Source organism: Burkholderia vietnamiensis LMG 10929, from assembly GCF_000959445.1.
GTDB classification, from domain to species: Bacteria; Pseudomonadota; Gammaproteobacteria; order Burkholderiales; family Burkholderiaceae; genus Burkholderia; species Burkholderia vietnamiensis.
Window position 1 is genome coordinate 112,004 of sequence record NZ_CP009632.1, and the last position, 19,586, is coordinate 131,589.

At 69.3% G+C, this 19,586-nt stretch carries 16 protein-coding genes; 12 read left to right on the top strand and 4 right to left on the bottom strand.

Annotation, left to right across the window (positions count from 1 at the left end; translation table 11 throughout):
- Positions 1–102 precede the first annotated feature (102 nt).
- A complete protein-coding gene (locus AK36_RS25430; protein ID WP_011879752.1) occupies positions 103–1,449 on the top strand; it encodes an MFS transporter in 1,347 nt (448 codons plus the stop codon).
- A 69-nt stretch (positions 1,450–1,518) separates the two neighbouring features.
- On the opposite strand, the gene tcuC is transcribed toward AK36_RS25430, so the two are convergent.
- The 4 genes from tcuC to AK36_RS25450 all read right to left on the bottom strand — a co-directional run bounded on the left by tcuC (position 1,519) and on the right by AK36_RS25450 (position 6,532).
- Entirely contained in the window at positions 1,519–2,835 is a 1,317-nt protein-coding gene (gene tcuC, locus AK36_RS25435) for an MFS transporter (protein WP_011879753.1), read from the bottom strand.
- 65 nt (positions 2,836–2,900) lie between these two features.
- On the bottom strand, positions 2,901–4,118 hold the full coding sequence (tcuB, locus tag AK36_RS25440) for a tricarballylate utilization 4Fe-4S protein TcuB (protein ID WP_045579539.1): 1,218 nt from the start codon (positions 4,116–4,118) through the stop codon (positions 2,901–2,903).
- Positions 4,105–5,511: an FAD-dependent tricarballylate dehydrogenase TcuA gene (gene tcuA / locus AK36_RS25445; RefSeq protein ID WP_011879755.1), complete on the bottom strand. Its 1,407-nt coding sequence runs from the start codon at positions 5,509–5,511 to the stop codon at positions 4,105–4,107. The genes tcuB and tcuA overlap by 14 nt, the downstream gene beginning before the upstream one ends.
- A gap of 97 nt (positions 5,512–5,608) precedes the next feature.
- Positions 5,609–6,532, bottom strand: coding sequence for a LysR family transcriptional regulator (locus AK36_RS25450; RefSeq protein WP_011879756.1), 924 nt, complete (start codon positions 6,530–6,532; stop codon positions 5,609–5,611).
- A 2-nt stretch (positions 6,533–6,534) separates the two neighbouring features.
- Between AK36_RS25450 and AK36_RS33390 the strand changes: the two genes are divergently transcribed.
- From AK36_RS33390 to AK36_RS25500, 11 genes are all read left to right on the top strand, one after another.
- Positions 6,535–6,816 carry a hypothetical protein gene (locus AK36_RS33390; RefSeq protein WP_124259724.1) on the top strand — a complete coding sequence of 94 codons (282 nt, stop codon included), beginning with the start codon at positions 6,535–6,537 and terminating at the stop codon, positions 6,814–6,816.
- Positions 6,817–7,468: 652 nt separating this feature from the next.
- Positions 7,469–8,995: a mannose-1-phosphate guanylyltransferase/mannose-6-phosphate isomerase gene (locus tag AK36_RS25455; RefSeq protein WP_011879757.1), complete on the top strand. Its 1,527-nt coding sequence runs from the start codon at positions 7,469–7,471 to the stop codon at positions 8,993–8,995.
- Between the two features lie 41 nt (positions 8,996–9,036).
- Positions 9,037–10,407: an undecaprenyl-phosphate glucose phosphotransferase gene (locus tag AK36_RS25460; protein ID WP_045579926.1), complete on the top strand. Its 1,371-nt coding sequence runs from the start codon at positions 9,037–9,039 to the stop codon at positions 10,405–10,407.
- A gap of 8 nt (positions 10,408–10,415) precedes the next feature.
- On the top strand, positions 10,416–10,868 hold the full coding sequence (locus AK36_RS25465; RefSeq protein WP_011879759.1) for an arsenate reductase/protein-tyrosine-phosphatase family protein: 453 nt from the start codon (positions 10,416–10,418) through the stop codon (positions 10,866–10,868).
- The gene (locus AK36_RS25470) at positions 10,868–11,260 is read left to right on the top strand and encodes a hypothetical protein (RefSeq protein ID WP_011879760.1); all 393 of its coding nucleotides are present in this window, start codon (positions 10,868–10,870) and stop codon (positions 11,258–11,260) included. Before AK36_RS25465 ends, AK36_RS25470 begins: the two co-directional genes overlap by 1 nt.
- 118 nt (positions 11,261–11,378) lie before the next feature.
- Positions 11,379–12,581, top strand: coding sequence for a polysaccharide biosynthesis/export family protein (locus AK36_RS25475; RefSeq protein WP_045579540.1), 1,203 nt, complete (start codon positions 11,379–11,381; stop codon positions 12,579–12,581).
- A gap of 54 nt (positions 12,582–12,635) precedes the next feature.
- On the top strand, positions 12,636–14,867 hold the full coding sequence (locus tag AK36_RS25480) for a polysaccharide biosynthesis tyrosine autokinase (protein ID WP_011879762.1): 2,232 nt from the start codon (positions 12,636–12,638) through the stop codon (positions 14,865–14,867).
- A complete protein-coding gene (locus AK36_RS25485) occupies positions 14,851–16,386 on the top strand; it encodes an oligosaccharide flippase family protein (RefSeq protein WP_011879763.1) in 1,536 nt (511 codons plus the stop codon). Before AK36_RS25480 ends, AK36_RS25485 begins: the two co-directional genes overlap by 17 nt.
- Entirely contained in the window at positions 16,383–17,594 is a 1,212-nt protein-coding gene (locus AK36_RS25490; protein ID WP_011879764.1) for a hypothetical protein, read from the top strand. The genes AK36_RS25485 and AK36_RS25490 overlap by 4 nt, the downstream gene beginning before the upstream one ends.
- Positions 17,591–18,427 carry a glycosyltransferase family 2 protein gene (locus AK36_RS25495; protein ID WP_011879765.1) on the top strand — a complete coding sequence of 279 codons (837 nt, stop codon included), beginning with the start codon at positions 17,591–17,593 and terminating at the stop codon, positions 18,425–18,427. Before AK36_RS25490 ends, AK36_RS25495 begins: the two co-directional genes overlap by 4 nt.
- Before the next feature lie 3 nt (positions 18,428–18,430).
- Complete coding sequence (locus AK36_RS25500) at positions 18,431–19,534, top strand: glycosyltransferase family 4 protein (RefSeq protein WP_045579541.1); 1,104 nt, start codon at positions 18,431–18,433, stop codon at positions 19,532–19,534.
- The last annotated feature ends 52 nt before the right edge of the window (positions 19,535–19,586 follow it).

Here is a 19,586-nt window from a genome sequence, read left to right on the forward strand (position 1 = left end):
CCCCGTCGGCGGATTTTTTTGCCGCAGGATGTTATCGGTAACATCGCCGGCCCGGCGAGCGTGCCGATGCGAAGAAGACCTACACAATCAGGAGACGAACGGATGCCAACCATCACACAGACCGCGGCTGCGCCGGCCGCGGCCGACTTGTCCGAAGACGCCGTCTATCGCAGGGTGATGCGGCGCATCCTGCCCTTGCTGCTGCTGTGCTACGTCGTCGCGTATCTGGACCGCGTCAACGTGGGCTTCGCGAAGCTGCAGATGCTCGACGACCTGAGCCTGAGCGACGGCGTCTATGCGCTCGGCGCCAGCATCTTTTTCTGGGGCTATTTCCTGTTCGAGATGCCCAGCAACCTGCTGCTGCATCGCTACGGTGCGCGCTTCTGGATCGCGCGGATCATGATCACGTGGGGCATCGTGTCGTCGTCGATGGCGTTCATCGTGCCGCTCGCGCAGTTCTTCCACGTGCAGACGTCGACGATGTTCTACGCGCTGCGCTTCCTGCTCGGCCTGTGCGAAGCCGGCTTTTTCCCGGGCGTCATCCTGTACATGAACTACTGGTTCCCGGCGCGTCGCCAGAGCGTCGCGATGTCGGGCTTCCTGGTCGCGATTCCGCTGAGCCTGACGCTCGGCAGCGTGGTGTCCGGCTGGCTGATGGAGCAGACGCACGGGCTGTCGGGTATGAGCGGCTGGCAGTGGATGCTGCTGCTCGAGGGCCTGCCGTCGATCGTGGTCGCGTTCGTCGTGCTGGCATTCCTCGGCGACGGTCCGCAGTCGGCGAAATGGCTGTCCGCCGACGAGAAGGCGCTGCTCGCGCGCAACCTCGAACGCGAGGCCGCGCACAAGTCGCACCGTGTCGGCGTCGCGCTGCGCAGCCCGCGCGTGTGGCTGCTGACCTTCATCCTGCTCACGTTCAACACCGGCTTCTACGGGCTGGCGTTCTGGCTGCCGTCGATCATCCGCGCGTCCGGCGTGCGCAGCCCGCTGCATATCGGGCTGCTCACCGCGATTCCGTATCTGACGGCCATTTTCGCGATGCTGTGGAACGCATCGCACTCGCGCAAGACCGGCGAGCGCCGGCTGCATGCGGCGATTCCCGCGTTGATCGGCGGCGTCGGCCTGATCGCGAGCGCCGCGTGCGCGCAGAACGTGGCGCTGTCGATCGTGTTCCTGACCATCGCGACCTGCGCGATCCTCGCGCTGATGCCGATCTACTGGACGTTCCCCGGCCAGATCCTGTCGGGCACGGCGGCGGCCGCCGGCATCGCGCTGATCAATTCGGTGGGCAACCTGTCCGGCTTCACGGGCTCGATGATCACCGGCATCGCAAAGGAAATGACCGGCAACATCAACAACGGCACCTATGCGCTCGGTGCGTGCCTGCTGATCAGCTGCGTGCTGATCCTGTCGATTCCGCGCAGCATCCTGGTGCCGCCGGCCGAGCGGTAGCACGGCGTGGTCGCATGCGGCGCGGCGGGCGACCTGCCGTATTCCCGGCGCGCCGCCGCCCGACCACCCTCACGCAGGCGAAGCGGCGCGTTCGGCGGCGCCTCCGCTGCGATACAGCGCAAGCGTCGCGCACAGCCCGCAGCACGCGGCGAAACTGAGCCAGTAGCCGGGCGCCGCCTTGTCGCCGGTCAGCTCGATCAGATAGGTCGACACCGCGGGCGTGAAGCCGCCGAACACCGCGGTGGCGAGGCTGAACGCCAGCGAGAAGCCGGCCACCCGAACGTTGGCGGGCATGATTTCGGTGAGTGCGGCGACCATCGCGCCGTTGTACATGCCGAAGAAGAACGACAGCCATAACAGCACGGCCAGCATGCGGCCGAAGCTCGGTGCGCCGGCGAGCCACGCGAGCGCCGGGTATGACGTCGCGATCGCCAGGACCGTCACGGCGACGAGAATCGGCTTGCGGCCGATGCGGTCCGACAGCGCGCCGCCGACCGGCAGCCACACGAAATTCGACAGGCCGACGCACAACGTGACGATCAGGCTGTCGGCGGTGGAGAGCTTGAGAACCGCCTTGCCGAACGTCGGCGTGTAGACCGTGATCAGGTAGAACGTGGTCGTGGTCATTGCGACGAGCAGCATGCCGGCGAACACGGTCCGCCAGTTCTTCAGCATCGTCGCGAAGACTTCGCGCGCCCGCGGCCGGTGGGTGCGCGCGGTGAACTCTGCGGTTTCCTGCAGCGAGCGGCGCAGCAGGAAGATCGCCGGCACGATCGCGCAACCGATGAAGAACGGAATGCGCCAGCCCCATGCGCCGATCTCCTGGCTCGTCAGCAGATGATTGAGCAGATAGCCGATGGCCGCCGCGACGACGATCGCGACCTGCTGGCTCGCGGACTGCCAGCTCGTGTAGAAGCCCTTGTGGCCCGGCGTCGCCATTTCCGCCAGATAGACGGACACGCCGCCCAGTTCCGCGCCCGCGGAGAAGCCCTGCAGCAGCCGCCCGAGCAGCACCAGCACGGGCGCGGCGACGCCGATCGTCGCATAGCCCGGCACGCATGCGATGAGCACCGTCCCGCTCGCCATGATCGACAGCGTGACGATCAGGCCTTTGCGCCGTCCCACTTCGTCGATGTAGGCGCCGAGCACGATCGCGCCGAGCGGACGCATCAGGAAGCCGGCGCCGAATACGGCGAACGTCAGCAGCAGCGACGCGAATTCGCTCGCCGTCGGAAAGAAGACCCGCGAGATCGTGGTCGCGTAGAAGCCGAACAGGAAGAAGTCGAATTGCTCGAGAAAATTGCCGCTGGTCACGCGCAGGACCGCGCCGAGCTTCGACGGGCGGGCGGCGGCGCGAACCGGCGCGTCTGACGGTAAGCGATGCATGAGTTGTCTCCTATGGTGTGGTGGGCGGATCTGGCGCGATGCCGATCCGCCTCGCATGGCCCGGATCAGTCCGGGCTCGGTTGCAGGCGAGCGGCCTGCCGCTTCTCGATCGACGCCTTGAGCAGTGCGGCGCAGCGAAAGACGCCGTGCGCGAATTTTCCGTACGGCAACGTGACGAACAGCGCCATCACGATGCCGAGGTGGACGGCAAGCAGGCACGCCATCGCGCCGCTGTCACGCCACGCGAGCAGCGCCAGCCCCGAAGTGCTCACGAGCATCAGCAGCGCGATGAAGCCGCGATCCATCGGGCGCTGCTTCGGATCGGTCCGCGCCGGGTCGCGCCGCAGGTTGAGCCAGAGCAGGCCGGCCGGGCCGATCAGCAGGCCGATTCCGCCCGCCGTCCCGAGCAGCACGGGGACGCTCGCGAACGCATACGGCGCATGCAGGTTCAGCGCGTAGTGATAGAAGGTGGCCGTCACGGTGGCCGCGAAGCACAGCATGAAGCCGTAGAACGTGAAGTGATGGAAGCGGCGTCGCGCAAGCGTGAACGCATCGTCCGCCTCGTTGCAGCCGTCGCCGTGGCCGCCGCCGAGATAGGTCAGCGCGAGCGCGTGCTGCGCCGCTTCCGCCACGGCCGGGACGCTCGCCGTGCCGGCCGACACGTCGCGCCAGAACCGTTTCACGCCGTTGCCGAGCGCGAGCATCGCGAGGCCGAACACGCCGCCGAACATCGCCGCCAGCAGGTTGTGCGGAAACACCGCATAGAAGTTGCCGTGCGCCGCGTCGCTCAGCAGCGACCCGTTCAGCGCGGCGCCGAGTATCAGGAACAGCGCGAGCCCGACGGCGAGCGCGAGCGCGATGGTGAGTCCGTTGCGCTGATAGAGCTTGCCCATCGGCGCCGGCCACGCGTACTCGACGTAGGTATCGAAGCGGACCTGCGCCATCGCCTTCGGCACGTTGACGGCGAACGCGTGCGGCGGCGCGTACTGGCATGCGTGATAGCACGCGCCGCAGTTGTGGCACAGGTTCGCGAGGTAGTTGACGTCCGCCTTGGCGAACGCCATCCGGCGCGTCATGGCGGGGAAGACCGCGCAGAATCCCTCGCAATAGCGGCACGCATTGCAGATGCTCATCTGCCGCGCGACTTCGGCCTCGTTGTCGGTGACGGGCTGCAGGCGAATGACCGGCCGGCCGGCGGCGTGCGCGGCGGGTTCGGCGCGCTCGGTGCGAGCGACGCGCGCGGCCGGCGGCGCGTCGTGAATGCGTTCTTCAAGATTCTGCACGTTGAACTCCAGTCGATTGCGCGGCCTTCGCCGCCTGAGTGCCGGCGATACGTCCGAACGCGGTGCCGATCGACATGCCGACGCCGGCCGTATAGCCCTTGCCGAGCACGTTGCCGGCCATCATTTCGCCCGCGACGAACAGGTTGTCGCTCGGTTGCCCGCCGAAATGGACTTGTGCGCGCTCGTTGACCTTGAGCCCCAGGTACGTGAACGTGATGCCCGGTCGCAGCGCGTAGCCGAAGAACGGCGGGGTGTCGAGCGGGCGCGCCCAGTGGGTTTTCGCCGGCGTGAGCCCTTCGGTGCGGCAGTCGTCGAGCGTCGTGTGGTCGAAGGTGCCGCCGCGGCAGGCCGCGTTGTAGGCGTTCAGCGTGGCGACGAACGCGTGCTCGGGCAGCTTCAGGCCGCGCGCGAGTTCCGGCAGCGAATCGGCCCGGACGCCGGGAAACACCGGCGGCATGAAGCGTCCGAGCGCCTTTGCGTCGATGATCGAGTAGGCGATCTGGCCCGGCTGCCGCGCGACGAGCCGGCCCCAGATCGCATAGCGCTTCGGCCAGAAGTCTTCCCCTTCGTCATAGAAGCGCTCTGCGTCGCGGTTGACGACGACGCCCAGCGACACGCAGTCGATGCGCGTGCAGATGCCGCCGTCGTACAGCGGCGCGCGGGCGTCGATCGCGACGCAATGCGATTGTGACGGATCGCCGATCGCGTCCGCGCCGGCGTCGATCATGTAGCGCAGCAGCACGCCCTGATTGAAGCGCGTGCCGCGGATCAGGAAGTTGTCGGCGGGCCACTCGCCGCGCTCGTCTTGTCCCCACGCTTCGCGCAACCATGCGCGATTGGATTCGAAGCCGCCTGCCGCGAGCACGCAGCTGCGTGCCTCGAAGCGTTGCGCGCCGCTGCGCGCGGCCACGAAGCGCGTGCCGTCGAGCTCGATCGCGTCGACCGGCGTGTCGTAGCGGATCTGCACGCCGAGCGCTTCGGCGCTGCGGTAATAGGCGTTCACGAGCGCCTTGCCGCCGCCCATGAAGAAGGCGTTGGTGCGCGCGACGTGCAGCGCGCCGGACAGCGGCGGCTGAAAGCGCACGCCATGCGCCTGCATCCACGGACGACAGGTCGACGACGCGCGGATCACGAGCCGCGCCAGCGCCTCGTCGGTGATGCCGCCGGTCACCTTCAGCAGGTCCTGCCAGTATTCCTCTTCGGGATAGGCGCCGATCAGCACGTCCTGCGGCGCGTCGTGCATGCAACGCAGATTGCGGGTGTGCTGCGAGTTGCCGCCGCGCCATTCGCGCGGGGCCGATTCGAGCAGCAGCACCGAAGCGCCTGCTTCGCGCGCCATCAGCGCGGCGCAGAGCGCGGCATTGCCGCCGCCGATCACGAGTACGTCGACCATCTGAGTTGTCTCCTTTGAGACGCGACTCTACGGATCGACGCGACACGCCGCCATCACGCGGACGGCAACACGTCTTCAGTTTTCGTGAAGGGAAGGGCTACGTGCGCAGCGTGGCGCCCGGCCAGCGGCCGGCCGCGACGATTTCGCGCGCCACGTCGGCGAGTACGACGCGCGCGGCCAGCCCGGCCGGCGACAGCTCGTCGTCGGACACGCTCGCGATCAGGTTGGGCCGCGTCGCATGTGCGTCGGCAATCGGAACGCTCGCGAGCGCCGCATTCTCGAGCCGCGCGAGCGCCGCGCCCGGCTGGATGGTCGCGCCGAGGCCGCCGCGCACCGCGTCCATCAGCATCGCGAGGCCGTCGACTTCGGCGGTGATGTGCGGCGTAAAGCCGGTGCGCGCGAACGCGGCATCGAGCAGCGCGCGCAAGCCATGCGGGCCGCTGGGCAGGATCAGCGGCAGCGCGCCGAGCTGCGCGAGACCCACGGGCGACCCTTCGGGCATGCCGGGCTGGCCGGCGCAGCCGATCACGAACAGATGCTCGTCGAGCAGCGGCATGACGCTCCAGCGCTGCGCGGGCTCCTCGCGGAACAGCACGGCCAGGTCGATCTGCCGCGCGCTCAGCATCGCGCCGAGGTAGCCGGACAGGCTCTCGACCATGCGCAGCCGCACCTCGGGATAGCGCTGCCGCATCGCCTTCATGAACGCGAGGCCGAGCACGCCCGTGGTGCTCGGCGCGAGCCCCACGCTGACGTGCCCGGACAGGCGCGCCTGACGGGCGGCGAGCGCCGCATCGTCGATGTGGCGCAACGCGAGCTGCGCCTGTCGCCAGAAGGCGAGCCCCGCGTCGGTCGGCACGACGCCCGTGGAGGTTCGCTGCAGCAGGCGCGTGGACAACTCGCTCTCGAGCCGGCTGATCTGCTGGCTCAGCGCCGACGTCACGACGCCGAGCTCCAGCGCCGCCTTGCCCATGCTGCCGTGCTCGACCACGCAGACGAAATAGCGCAGTTGCCTGAGTTCCATCGATGCCTCGAATTGATGCGACGGCGACATTGTCGCAGCCGACGCGCGATGCGTCGCGGGAATCGCTTTCCGATCGCCACCGGATCGCTACCGGATCGCCGGTGCGCATGAACGTCGCGACTCGAATCCCGCAGCGGAGCGGTTCTCTTTTTGTCGTTATTCGCATGCGCTCAAGCGCGCATCGATTCATGGATGAACCGCGCCGCGCTATTGCGATATTCGATTATTCATGGATGAAACGGGCGAATGATTTGCTCGCGCAGAAAATCGCCCGCCGCGTGTGATCTCGCAATCCGTAACGTATCTGCGTTACGGCGTGTCGTTACGTAACGGCCGAGAACGCGGCATTCGCGCAAACGTTACACTGGCCTGTTTCGATTTATTCAGATTATTGGCCCGCACACCTAGGTCATTGGTTTATCGATGGTTTTCCGCGCTGCAGCATCAGAATGCGCAGCGGTGGCATGGAACCTGCATTAAATGCCCCGTGCCGCAGTAGTTAATACCATAACGTTAGACCAACCATGAATTACACAAGCATTCCGATCACCGGCCGCGCCGTGGGGGCAAGGCGGCCGGGGCTGGGCCTTCAATCGACGGAGCAGGTCCGCTCGCGCGTCCGTTGCGGATTGCTGCGGCACGGCATGTCCGTCGCCCCATTTCGTGTTACCGAGCCGTTTTCCGCGCCTGCACATAACGGTGCGATGCGCGCTTTCGAGCAGGCTGCAGTGCGTTCAACGTCCGCATGGCCCTCGCGAATCGTGGCGTGGGTCCGCTAGTCGCGAATTCGATTTCATAAGGGCATTCGAATTAATTGATTGGTTCGCGCGAATGAATCGCATTCGCGGCGAATGTGCGATGCATCGGGATACCGAGGGCTTAACGCGTCCGGCATTTCCGTGCATGCGAAAACAGCTTGCATTGAGGAGCGCAAAAATGGGCGAACTCGCTTCCATCGGTAATGCGCGCATTGCCGATTCGGATCTGCACGAACCCGGCCGCGGCGGCGCCGCCGCCGCGGTCGTGCCGGTGATCCTGGCCGGCGGCGCGGGCACGCGGCTGTGGCCGATGTCGCGCGAGCAGCATCCGAAGCAGCTGACGCAGCTCGTCGGCGACGAATCGTTGCTGGAATCGACGCTGCGTCGCGTGCGCGGTCTGTCCGCGACCTTCGAGCTGGCCGCTGCGCAGGTGGTGTGCGGCGACGCGCATCGGCACATCACGGTGCGCCAGCTCGCGGCGAGCGAGCTGCGCGCGCAGGTGATCGTCGAGCCGGCGCGGCGCGACACGGCGCCCGCCATGACGCTCGCGGCCGAACTTGCGCGCGTGCGGCACGGCGATGCGGTGCTGGCGGTGATGCCGGCCGATCACGCGATCGCCGATACGGCCGCGTTCGAGCGCGCGATGGAGACGGCGTTGCGCTACGCGCAGCTCGGTTGCCTCGCGACGCTCGGCGTGCGGCCGACGCATGCCGATTCGGGCTTCGGCTATCTGCGCACCGGCATGCCGGTGGCGCTGGACGGCGCCGCGGGCGCGTTCGCGCTCGATGCGTTCGTCGAGAAGCCCGCGCCGGAAATCGCCGCGCATTACGTCGCGTCCGGGTCGCACTGGTGGAACAGCGGGATCTACGTCGTGCGCGCCAGCGTGTGGCTGCGTGCGATCGCCGCGCTTGCGCCGGAGATTCATCACGCGTGCGTCGCCGCGATCCGCGACGGCGCCGCCGCGGCGGACTGCTTCCATCCGGCCGCGCAGCCGTTCGCCGCGTGTCCGTCGAACTCGATCGACTACGCGGTGATGGAGCGGCTCTCGTCGCTCGCCGAACCGCCGGCGGCCGTCGCGGTGCCGCTCGACGCCGGCTGGTCCGATCTCGGTTCGTGGGACGCCGTGTGGGCCGCGCTCGACAAGGACGCGAACGGCAACGCCGGACGCGGGCGCGTGATGTTCGAGGACGCAGCCGCGTGCTACGCGCATTCCGAGGGCCGGCTCGTCGCGTGCGTCGGCGTCAGCAACGTGGCGGTGGTCGAGACGCCCGATGCGGTGCTGGTGGTGAACCGCGAGCAGGTTCAGGGCGTCAAGTCGCTGGTGGCACGGATCAAGGCCGAACGCGGCGCGGAAGCCGACACGCATCGGCTGGTGCGGCGTCCGTGGGGCTGTTACGACTCGGTCGATCGCGGCGAGCGCTTTCAGGTGAAGCGGATCGTCGTCGATCCGGGCGCGCGTCTGTCGTTGCAGATGCATCACCATCGCGCCGAACACTGGACCGTCGTGAAAGGCACCGCGGCCGTCACGCGCGGCGACGAGCAGTTCCTGCTCGGCGAGAACGAATCGATGTACATCCCGATGGGCGTGCGCCACCGGCTCGAAAACCCGGGGCGGCTGCCGCTGGAAATCATCGAAGTGCAGACCGGCAGCTATCTCGGCGAAGACGACATCGTCCGCTTCGACGACGCCTACGGACGCGTGTGACCGCGATTGCGGCGCGCTCGTGCGCCGCGTGGAGAAAGCCCATGTTTGGAGTTCAGTCGATGGTGGCGCGCGTGCTCGACGCGGTGGTCGTGGTGGCCGCGGCGGCCGTCGCGTCGCATGTGCGCTTCGCCGATGACCCGCTCGGCCGATCCGACGCGATGGTCGTGCCGTTCGTCGTGATGCTGACGCTCGCCGTGTTTCCAGCCTTGCAGGTGTATCAGTCGTGGCGCGGGCGCTCGTGGATCGCGATGATCAGCCGCATCAGCGCCGCGTGGATCGCGGTGCAGGCCTGCAACCTGGTGCTGCTGTTCGCGCTGCATCGGGCCGATCAGGTGTCGCGCCTGTGGTTCGCGTACTGGACCGGCATCGCCGGATGTGGATTCATCGCGATGCGCATGCTCGCGTATGCGATGCTCGCGCGCGTCAGGCATGCGGGCCTGAACCTGCGCAAGGTGGCGATCGTCGGCAGCGGCGCCTATGCGGTGCGCGTGATCGAGACGCTCGCGCTGTCGCCCGCGAGCGGCTTTCGCCCGGTGCTGTTCCACGATCCGGCCGGCGCGTCCAACGGCGTGCTTCCGGCGATCACCGACTTCGCCGCGTTCGCCGCGGCCGTGCGCGCCGAAGCGGCCACCGAAATCTGGCTCGCCGTGCCGATCTGCGAGGAGCGCACGATCCGGCGCGTGTTGAAGGCGTTCGGCGACGACCTCGTCAACATCCGCTTCATGCCGGACATGCGCAGCATTGCGTGGCTCGGCGGCACGATGATGGATCTGGTCGGGATGCCCGCGATCAATCTGGTCGCGTCGCCGATGTCGCATCGCGCGCTGCTGCAGAAGGCGCTGTTCGACCGCGTGTTCGCGGCGGCGGCGCTCGTCGCGCTCGCGCCGCTGCTTGGCGCGATCGCCGTCGCGGTGAAGCTGTCGTCGCCGGGCCCGGTGCTGTTTATGCAGTATCGGAAAGGCGCGGACGGCCGCGTCTTCCGCATCTACAAGTTCCGCACCATGCGCGTACACGCCGACCCGGCCGGCGTCGTGCGTCAGGCCACGCGCGGCGATGCGCGCATCACGCGGGTCGGCGCATTCCTGCGCCGCACGAGCCTCGACGAACTGCCGCAGTTCTTCAACGTGCTGCGCGGCGACATGTCGGTCGTCGGGCCGCGGCCGCATGCGATCGAGCACGACGATCTGTACCGGCCGCTCGTCGACGGCTACATCCATCGCTACCGGATCAAGCCCGGTATCACCGGCTGGGCGCAGGTCAACGGCTATCGCGGCGAAACCGACCAACTCGACAAGATGGTCGGGCGCGTCCAGCACGACCTCTATTACCTGCGCAACTGGTCCTTCGGGCTCGACATGCGAATCGTCGCGGCCACGGTGCTGAAGGGCTTCGTGCATCCGAACGCGTACTGAGGCCGCCCATGATCGAACGCATTCTGATCGTTTGCGACGGCAACGCGTGCCGCAGCCCGATGGCGAGCGCGATGCTCGCGCGGGCGCTGCCGTTCATCCAGGTGCGCAGCGCGGGACTGATCGCGCTGGCCGGGCGGCCCGCCGCGCAGGCCGCGATCGACGCGATGCGCGCGCGTGGCTTCGACCTCACGCCGCATATCGCGCAGCCCGTGCATCTGGGCCACGTGCGCGCCTCGCAGCTGATTCTCGCGATGACGCTCGTCCAGTGCCGCGAAATCGAACGCCGCTATCCGTTTGCGCGCGGCCGCGTGTTCCAGCTCGACCACGCGACCAAGCGCGATATCGAGGATCCGGTCGGCAAGTCGGCGGACGTGTTCGACGCCGTGGCCGCCCATATCGAGCGCGCGGTCGCGCAGTGGATCGCACGCATTCCGGCCGCCGCCGCACATGGAGGCGCGTGATGCGACGGCGCGCGCTGCGGTTCGCGATGCTCGCGTGCGCGATCGGCGCAGCGGCGCCGCACGGCGGTGCGTGTGCGGCCGCTGCGCTGACGGTGTCCGCGCGTGGGCTCGCCGGCCTCGCGAACGTCGCGCCGTCGCGCGCGGATGGCCTGCGTGGCGCGCGTGCAAAGCCGGCGGCCGCGTCCGGCGTTGCCGTGCCGGCAGCCGGCGATTACGCGCTGCTGCCGATCGAGCGGCGCATGCGTGCGTTCTCGCTCGACGCGCCCGACCTGCCGGGCGTGCCGCGCGCCGGCCACGCGCGCCGCGTCGCGGTTCCGACTCGCGGCGCGCAGGACGGTGCGCGCGACGACTGGCCCGGCCTCGCGCCACCGTGGGCTCGCTCGCCATGGTGACCGACCGCAACGCATGCGAGCGGCGCGCACGGACGCTCGCCGTCGCGCAACGAAACGAGAGCCGCCGTGCGCCTGCTGCCGCGACGGACGCAACGACAGCCCGACATACGAGGCCGCAATGAATCGAGCATCAGACGTTGTATCGACCGCAGGCCGTTGGGGCCGCCGAGGCCGACCGGGCCGTTGGGGCCGCGCGCTGGCGCCGCTCGCGCTGTCCGTTGTCGTGGCCGGCTGCGCGGTCGCACCGGGCATGCGGATGAACGACGCGCCGGCCCTTCAGCTGAGCAGTGCGCGCAACGGCGAGCCGGCGCGGGCGCTCGACGTGCCGATCCGCGAGATCGACGTCGACCTGCTGCAGCGGATGCGCGACGGCGACGGCGGCGACGCCGGCGACCGGTCGGCGAACGTCGATGCGCTGCTGGCCGAGCGTGGGAAGGGCGGTTACCGCATCGGCGCGGGCGACGTGCTGCAGATCACGGTGTGGGACCACCCGGAGCTGTCCGCGGCGGCGCCGACCACCCAGACGTCGTCGACGCAACGGCCGAGCGACCCGGTCGGTGGCTTCGTCGTCGACGAGAACGGCAGCGTGCAGTTTCCGTATGTCGGCACGGTCGCGGTTACAGGCAGGACGACGACCGAGGTGCGCGATGCGTTCCGCGTCTCGCTCGCGAAAACGTTCCGCGATCCGCAGGTCACCGTGCGCGTCACGTCGTACCGGAGCCAGCAGGTCTACGTCGAAGGCGAGGTGCGCAATCCCGGCAACCAGCCGATCAACGACGTGCCGATGACGCTCATCGAGGCGCTCGATCGTGCGGGCGGCCTGCAGCCCACCGCCGACCGCAGCCGGATCGAGCTGCTGCGCGGCGACGCGCGCTACGTGCTCGACCTGTCGCGGCTCGTCGCGCGGCGGATCGACCCGGCGCGCATCCTGCTGCGCAATCGCGACGTGCTGCGCGTGCAGTCGCGCGAGGACAGCGGCGCATACGTGATGGGCGAGGTCACGAAGCCGACGCTCGCGCTACCGCTGCGCGACGGGTCGCTCACGCTCGGCGACGCGTTGCAGCAGGCCGGCAGCTTCAACAGCGGCACGGCCGACACCGCGCAGGTGTACGTGATCCGCGCGCGCGGCTCGCGTACGCCGGACGTGTTCCATCTCGACGCGAAGTCGCCGGTCGCGATGGTCCTCGCGAACGACTTCAGGCTCGCGCCGAAGGACGTCGTCTATGTCGACGGCAACGGCCTCGTGCGCTTCAGCCGCGTGCTGTCGCTGCTGCTGCCCGCGATCAATGCCGGCATGACCGGCGCGCTTGTCGCGAAATGAGCGCCCGCCGCGTCGCAGCGACCGCGCTGTAACCCGATAGACACTGGATTCGCCATGAACGACCTCTCCGAAGCACGGCTCTACGACGCGGCGTTGTACGACGATGCGCCGCTCTCGTCCTACGTCGACATCGTGCTGGCGCGCTGGCGCCTCGTGCTCGGCATCGCGGCCGGCGTGTTCCTGCTGGGCCTGCTGTACGCGGTGTTCGCGACGCCGGTGTATCGGGTCGACGCGACGATCCAGGTCAACGAATCGACCGCCGCCGGCAACTCGCCGCTGCACGACATCGCGGCGCTGCTCGACAACGGCAGCACGACCGCCGCCGAACTCGAGCTCGTGCGTGCGCGCATGGTGATCGACGCGGTCGTCACCAAGCAGCATCTGAACCTCGTCGCCGAGCCGCGCTATGTCCCGCTGATCGGCCGCTGGGTCGCGCGCCGCTATCGCGGCGAAGGCATCGCGCCGCCGCTGTGGGGCCTGTCGCGCTTCGCGTGGGGCGGCGAGCGGTTCGACGTCGCGACGTTCGAGACGGCCGGCGCGACGAGCCACGACGGCGTCGATGCGCTGGACGGGCTGTGGTTCACCGTGACCGCGCTGGACGGCGGCCGCTACATGCTGCGGGACGACGACGACGCCATCGTGCTGAGCGGCGCGGTCGGCGCACCGGCGCATGGCGAGTACCAGGGCAAGCCGCTGACGCTGCTGGTCGCGGCGCTCGACGCGCGCCCCGGCACGACGTTCCGGCTCAAGCGCATCCCGCAGATCGAGGCCGTCGCGCAACTGCAGGACGATCTGAGCGTCGAGGAAAAGGCGAAGCAGTCGGGGATCCTGTCGGTCACGCTCGAGGGCGACGACAAGGTGCGCATCAGGGAGATCCTGAAGGCGGTGGTGGACGGCTACGTCGCGCAGAACCGCGACTACCGGAGCAAGGAGGCGGCCGCCACGCTCGAGTCGCTGAAGATCAGCATGCCGGCGGTCGAGCAGACGCTGAAGGACGCCGAGGAGCGCTACGCGAAGTTCCGCGCGCGCACGCGCACGGTCGATCTCGACGAGCAGGGCAAGCTGCTGCTCGGCCAGGAAGTCGACATCGACACGCGCATGCTCGAACTCAAGCAAAGGCGCGTCGACCTGATCGCGCGCTTCGCCGACGGTCATCCGGCCGTGCAGGCGCTCGATGCGAACCTCGCCGAACTCGCGGGCAAGGCGGCGGAACTGCGCACGCGCGAAGCGAGGCTGCCCGATACGGAGCGCGAGGGCCTCGCGGTGCTGCGCGACGTGCGCGTGAACACCGAGCTGTACACCAACCTGCTCAACACCGCGCAGCAGCTGAACATCGCGAAGCAGAGCGAGATCGGCAACGTCCGCGCGGTCGACCAGCCGGTGCTGCCGGTGAAGCCGGTCAAGCCCAAGCGCTTGCTCGTGATCGCGCTGTCGCTGTGCGTCGGCATCGCGCTCGGCGTGGCCGCGCCGTTCGCGCAGCGCGCCGTGTGGGGCCGCGTCGAACACTCGGAGCATCTGGAGCAGGCGCTCGGCGTGCCGGTCTATGCGGTGGTGCCGCACAGCCGCGCGCAGCGGCGCCTCGTGCGCAGCCAACAGCGCGCGGCGCAGGGCCCGCACGTGCTCGCCTCCGAGATCCCGGAGGACGTCACCGTCGACGCAATCCGCAGCCTGCGCACGACGCTGCAGTTCACGCTGTCCGAGACGGGCCACCACGTGATCATGGTCACGAGCCCGCAGCCGAACGCCGGCAAGTCGTTCCTGTGCGCGAACCTCGCGTCGCTGTTCGCGTCGGGCGGCAAGCGCGTGCTGCTGATCGACGCGGACATTCGCCGCGGTCAGGCGCATCGGCACTTCGGCCTGCCGGCCGCGCCGGGGCTGCCCGACGTGATCGCGAGCGGCGCGCTCGAGCGCGGCGTGCAGCGCACGTCGATCGCCGGCGTCGACGTGCTGCCGCGCGGCGCGGTCGCGCGCACGTCCGAGCTGTTCAACGACGGCCGCTTCAAGACGGTGCTCGACGCCGCGTCGCGGCGCTACGACATCGTCATCGTCGACACCGCGCCGATCCTCGCGCTGCACGACGCGGCGACCATCGGCCGTCACGGCGCGACGACGCTGCTGTGCGTGCGGCACGGCCGCAGTTCGATGCCGGAGATCCGCGAGGCGGAGCGACGCCTGCGCAACGCGGGCATCGCGATCAGCGGCGTGGTGCTGAACGACGTGCCGCGCCGGCAGGCCGTCTACGGCACGTACGGCGAACGGAATTACGCATATGAAACCGAGCACTGAGCCGGCGCTGCGCGAGTTCGCGCCTGCGCCCGTGCCCGCTCATGCGCACGCGTCGCCCGGCGGCGAGCGGCTCGGTGCGCGCACCGTGCGCGGCCTCGCGTGGGCGCTGGTGCAGGCCTGGGGCGGCAAGCTCGTCACGCTCGTCACGTATCTGCTGGTCGCGCGCTGGCTCGGTCCGGCCGACGTCGGCCTTACCGCGGCGGTCACGTTGTCGCTGTCGCTGGTGCTGATGATCGCCGAGGGCGGCCTCGGCGATGCGGTGGTCCAGCGCGCGGCGCTCGCCGACGACGATCTCGAATGGCCGTTCGCGTTCTCGATCGGCATGGCCGTCGTGCTCGCGGCCGTGCTGTTCGCGCTCGCCGCGCGCGTCGAAGCATGGTTCGGCGTGCCGGGGCTCGCGCCGTATCTGCGCGTGGCCGCCGCGTTCGTGCCGATCGGCTCGGCCGGCTCGTTTCAGGAGGCGCTGTACAAGCGGCGGCTCGATTTCCGGACGCTCGCGATGCGCCAGCTCGTGTCGGTGAGCGTCGCGGGCGCGGTGGCCGTTGCGCTCGCGGTGGCCGGCGCCGGCGCGTGGAGCCTGATCGCGCAGGCGGCGACCTTCATGACGGTGTCTGCGGCGTGGCTGTGGCGCCGGCCGGTGTGGCGTCCGCGCGGCCGCCGCAACGTGTCGACGTTCGCGCCGCTCGCGCGCTTCGGCGCGCATGTCGTCGCCGCGCGGCTGATCGACTGGTGGGCGACGCGCACCGTCGACCTGATCGTCGTCGCGCTGTACGGCGCGGCCGGCCTCGGCATCTATGCGATCGGCGCGCGGCTCTATCAGACGGCGCTCGAGCTGCTGTGCCGCGCGGCGACCGACGTCGCGCTCGCCGTGCTGTCGCGCGTCGCACACGACGCCGAGCGGATGGCGGCCACCTACGTCGACGTCACGGGCCTCGCGGCGATGACGGCGGCGCCGCTGTTCGTGCTGATGGCCGTGTTGAGCCACGACATCACGATCGTGCTGTTCGGCGTGCGCTGGGCCGCCAGCGCCGCGGTCATGACGCCGCTGATGGCGCTCGGAGCGGTGCAGACCGTGCAGTTCGTCAACGGCGCGTTCCTCGCGGCGCGCGGCCGCCCGCACGTGACGATGTGGCTGACGCTCGTCAAGCTCGCGCTGGTGCTCGCGACGATGGTGGCCGTGCCGTCGCAGCGCGTCGCGCAGCTCGCATGGCTGTACGTCGGCGCGGTGCTGTGCATCACGCCGCTCAGTTTCGGCGCGGTCGTCGTCGAGCTGGCCGTGGACCGCGCGCGGCTGCTGGGCCGGCTCGTGCCGCCGTATCTGATCGCCCTCGGCTGCGCGGCGATCGTGCGGCAGGCGGGCGCGCATCTCGGCGGCGTGCCGGTCCTGGTCCGGTTGCCGCTGCTGATCGTCTGCTTCGCGAGCGCGTACGTCGGCGCGACGTGGATGCTGCGCCGCGACACCGCGCGCCGCACCGTGTCGATGCTGATCGCACTGCGCGCGGCGAGGAGCGCGACATGAGCGCCGTCGTTGGTCCGTTGTCGCATTCCGCCGCGCCGACGCCCGCGCGGCGCGCGCGCTTCGACGTCGCCGACGCCGTCCTGCTGGCGCTGCTGCTGCTGAATTCGATCCAGTTCCTGAAGATCGGCGGCGCGCAGCTCGGACAGCTGTTCGCGGTGCTGGTGCTGCCGGTGCTGCTGGTGCGTCGGCGCATCCACGTCGGCGCATGGGAAGTGTGGGCGTTCGCGCTGTTCGCGGGCGCCGCGCTGTCGACCACCTTCCTGTCCGGCTATCCGCGCTTCAAGGCCGCCGAGCAGATCGTGAAATTCATCTTCGTGATGCCGGCGTTCTATCTGATCGGCCGCTACTACGGCGCGCGCGCGTGCCGGCGGCCGCTGCCATTCGGCTATGTCGCGATCGCGGCATTCGTCGCGATCCAGTACGCGCTGCAGTACTTCGACGTGCCCGTGCTGTACGAGAAAGTCGATTTCATGCAGAACGCCGTTCACGGGTCGTTCAAGGAGCGCAACTGGTTCGCGGCGTTCTTCTTCCTGAGCGCGTACGCGTGCTTCCTGCAGTCGCCGCGCCGCGTGTCCGACGTCGCGAAGTTCGTCGCGCTCGCGCTGGTCGTGACGCTGCTGAGCGAATCGAAGACGGTGCTGATCGCGTGCGCGCTCGTGATCCTGCTGCAGGTGCGCGGCCATCTGTTCGCGAAGGTGCTGACGATGGCCGCCGGCGCGGCGTTCTATCTGTACATGTTCACGCGCGAGCTGACCGGCGACCAGCTGCAGGTGCGGCTGCAGCAGGAGCGCGGCCTTGCGTTCGTCGAGTCGGTCAAACTCGTCGGCCGCGACTGGATCGGCCACGGCTTCGGCTTCGTCGAGCATTACTTCTCGCATTCGGCGGTCGCCGTGCGCGGGCTCGGCGAGGGCACGAGCGCGGTGTTTTGCGCGCCGCTGGACCTGCTGCTGGTCGCCGGTCCGATCGGGCTGCTCGCGTGGGCCGTGTTCTTCGGCGGCCTCGGCCAGGGGCGGCGCGCGATGCTGCTGCTCGCGCCGATCGCTGCCTGGTCGCTGATCAATCCGATGCACCAGAGCGAAACGTCGTTCCTGTTCCTCGGCTATCTCGCGTCGTTCGCCCGCGCGCCGCGCGCGGTCCGCCGGACGGTGCGCGCCGCACCGCCCGCCGCGCGGCTCCGATCCCCGTTCCCTTCCGTGCCCATCCGATGAAATTCTCCCTGATCATGGCGACGCTCGGCCGCAGCGACGAGATCGAACGCATGCTCGATTCGCTGCTGCAGCAGGCCTACGCCGACCTCGAAGTCATCGTCGTCGACCAGAACCCGGACGCGCGCGTCGCACGCATCGTCGAGCGGTATCGCGAGCGGCTGTGCATCGTCCATCTGCGTTCGGAGAAGGGCAAGTCGCGGGCGACCAACGTCGGGCTGCAGGCGGTGACGGGCGACGTGGTCGCGTTCCCCGACGACGACTGCTGGTATCGGCCCGGCACGCTCCACGCGGTCGCCGCGCTGCTGTCCGCCGACCGCATGCTCGACGGCGTGACCGGCATGAGCATCGATGCCGCGGGGCGGCCGTCGCAGGGACGGTGGGCCACCGCGGCGCAGCCCGTGAACCGCTTCAACGTGTGGGTCTGCGCGACGTCCTACACGATCTTCCTGCGCCGCTCGGCGGTGAGCGCGGCAGGGCAGTTCGACGTCGAGCTGGGCGTCGGTGCGACGAGCCGCTGGGGCGCGGGCGAGGAAGTGGATTTTCTCGTCCGTGCGTTGCGCGCCGGGTGCCGGATCGGCTACGACCCGCAGTTGCGCGTACATCATCCCGAGCCGCTCGCCGTGCTCGACGAGCACGCGTATGCGCGCGGCCGACGCTACAACCGCGGCTTCGGCCACGTGCTGCGCATCAATCGCTATCCGCTCGCTTACGTGCTGTACATGATCGCGCGGCCCGTCGCCGGTTGCGCGCTGGCGTTCGCGCGCCGCAATCCGCAGCGCGCGAAGTACTACTGGATCGCGGCGTCGCATCGGCTGCTCGGCTGGATGGATTGAGCGATGAGCACGCCCTTCTCCATTGCGACGACGACGGCGGCCGATGCGGTTGCCCCGTGCGCGGATCGCAGCGATTGCGCCGATCACGCCGCCCGCGTACCCGTTACCGTCTATACGGATACGCGCTGGCCGGCCGCCACCGGCATCCACAACGTGATGGCCGCTTACGCGGCGCGCGCGCCGTCCAACATCCGCATCGCCCCGTTGCCGGTCGGCGGCGGCGTCGCGCATCCGCTGTCGCCGCTCGCGCTGAGCCGCGCGCTGCGCAAGCTGCCGGCGCGCAATGCAGTGTTCTGGAATCCCGGCTTCGTACCGGCCGCGTGGCCGGGCCTGCCGTCGGTCGTCGTCGTGCACGATCTCACGCATCGCCACTTCTATACGCGTGCGCATCGGCTGTACTACGACACCGTGCTGCGTCCGCTGTACCGCCGCTGCTCGGCCATCGTCTGCGTGTCGGCGTTCACGCGCGACGAATTCCTCGCGTGGTCGGGCATGCCGCCCGAGCGCGTGCACGTGATCCACAACGGCGCCGACGACGCGTACGCGCACAACCGCGACAAGCTCGGCCATCCGTTTCCGTACGTGCTGTATCCGGGCAACCGGCGCAACTACAAGAACCTGCACCGGCTGATCGAGGCGTTCGGCGCGAGCGGGCTCGTCGCGCTCGGCGTGCGGCTGATGCTGACCGGCGCACCCGATCCGGCGCTGCTCGAGCACGCGGCGCGGCATCGCTGCGCCGACGCCCTCACGTTCGCCGGCGTCGTGCCGAACGATGCGATGCCGAAGCTGTATCGCGGTGCGTTGTTCGTCGCGTTCGTGTCGCAGTACGAGGGCTTCGGGTTGCCGATTCTCGAGGCGATGGCGTCGGACGTACCGGTGCTGACGTCGCGCGTGTCGGCGATGCCCGAGGTGGCCGGCAGCGCGGCGATGCTCGTCGATCCGGCGTCAGTCGCCGACATCGCGGCCGCGATGCGGCGGCTCGGCACCGATGCCGGCTGCCGCGAGGCGCTCGTCGCACGCGGCCGCGCGCAGCTTCGCCGCTTCAACTGGGACGACTCGGCGTGCCGCTTCTGGAAACTGATCGAGCAGGTCGGCGCGTCGGGATGACGCGTGCGGCAACGCACAGAGCCGGACCACCGGCCAGCACATTCAACCAACG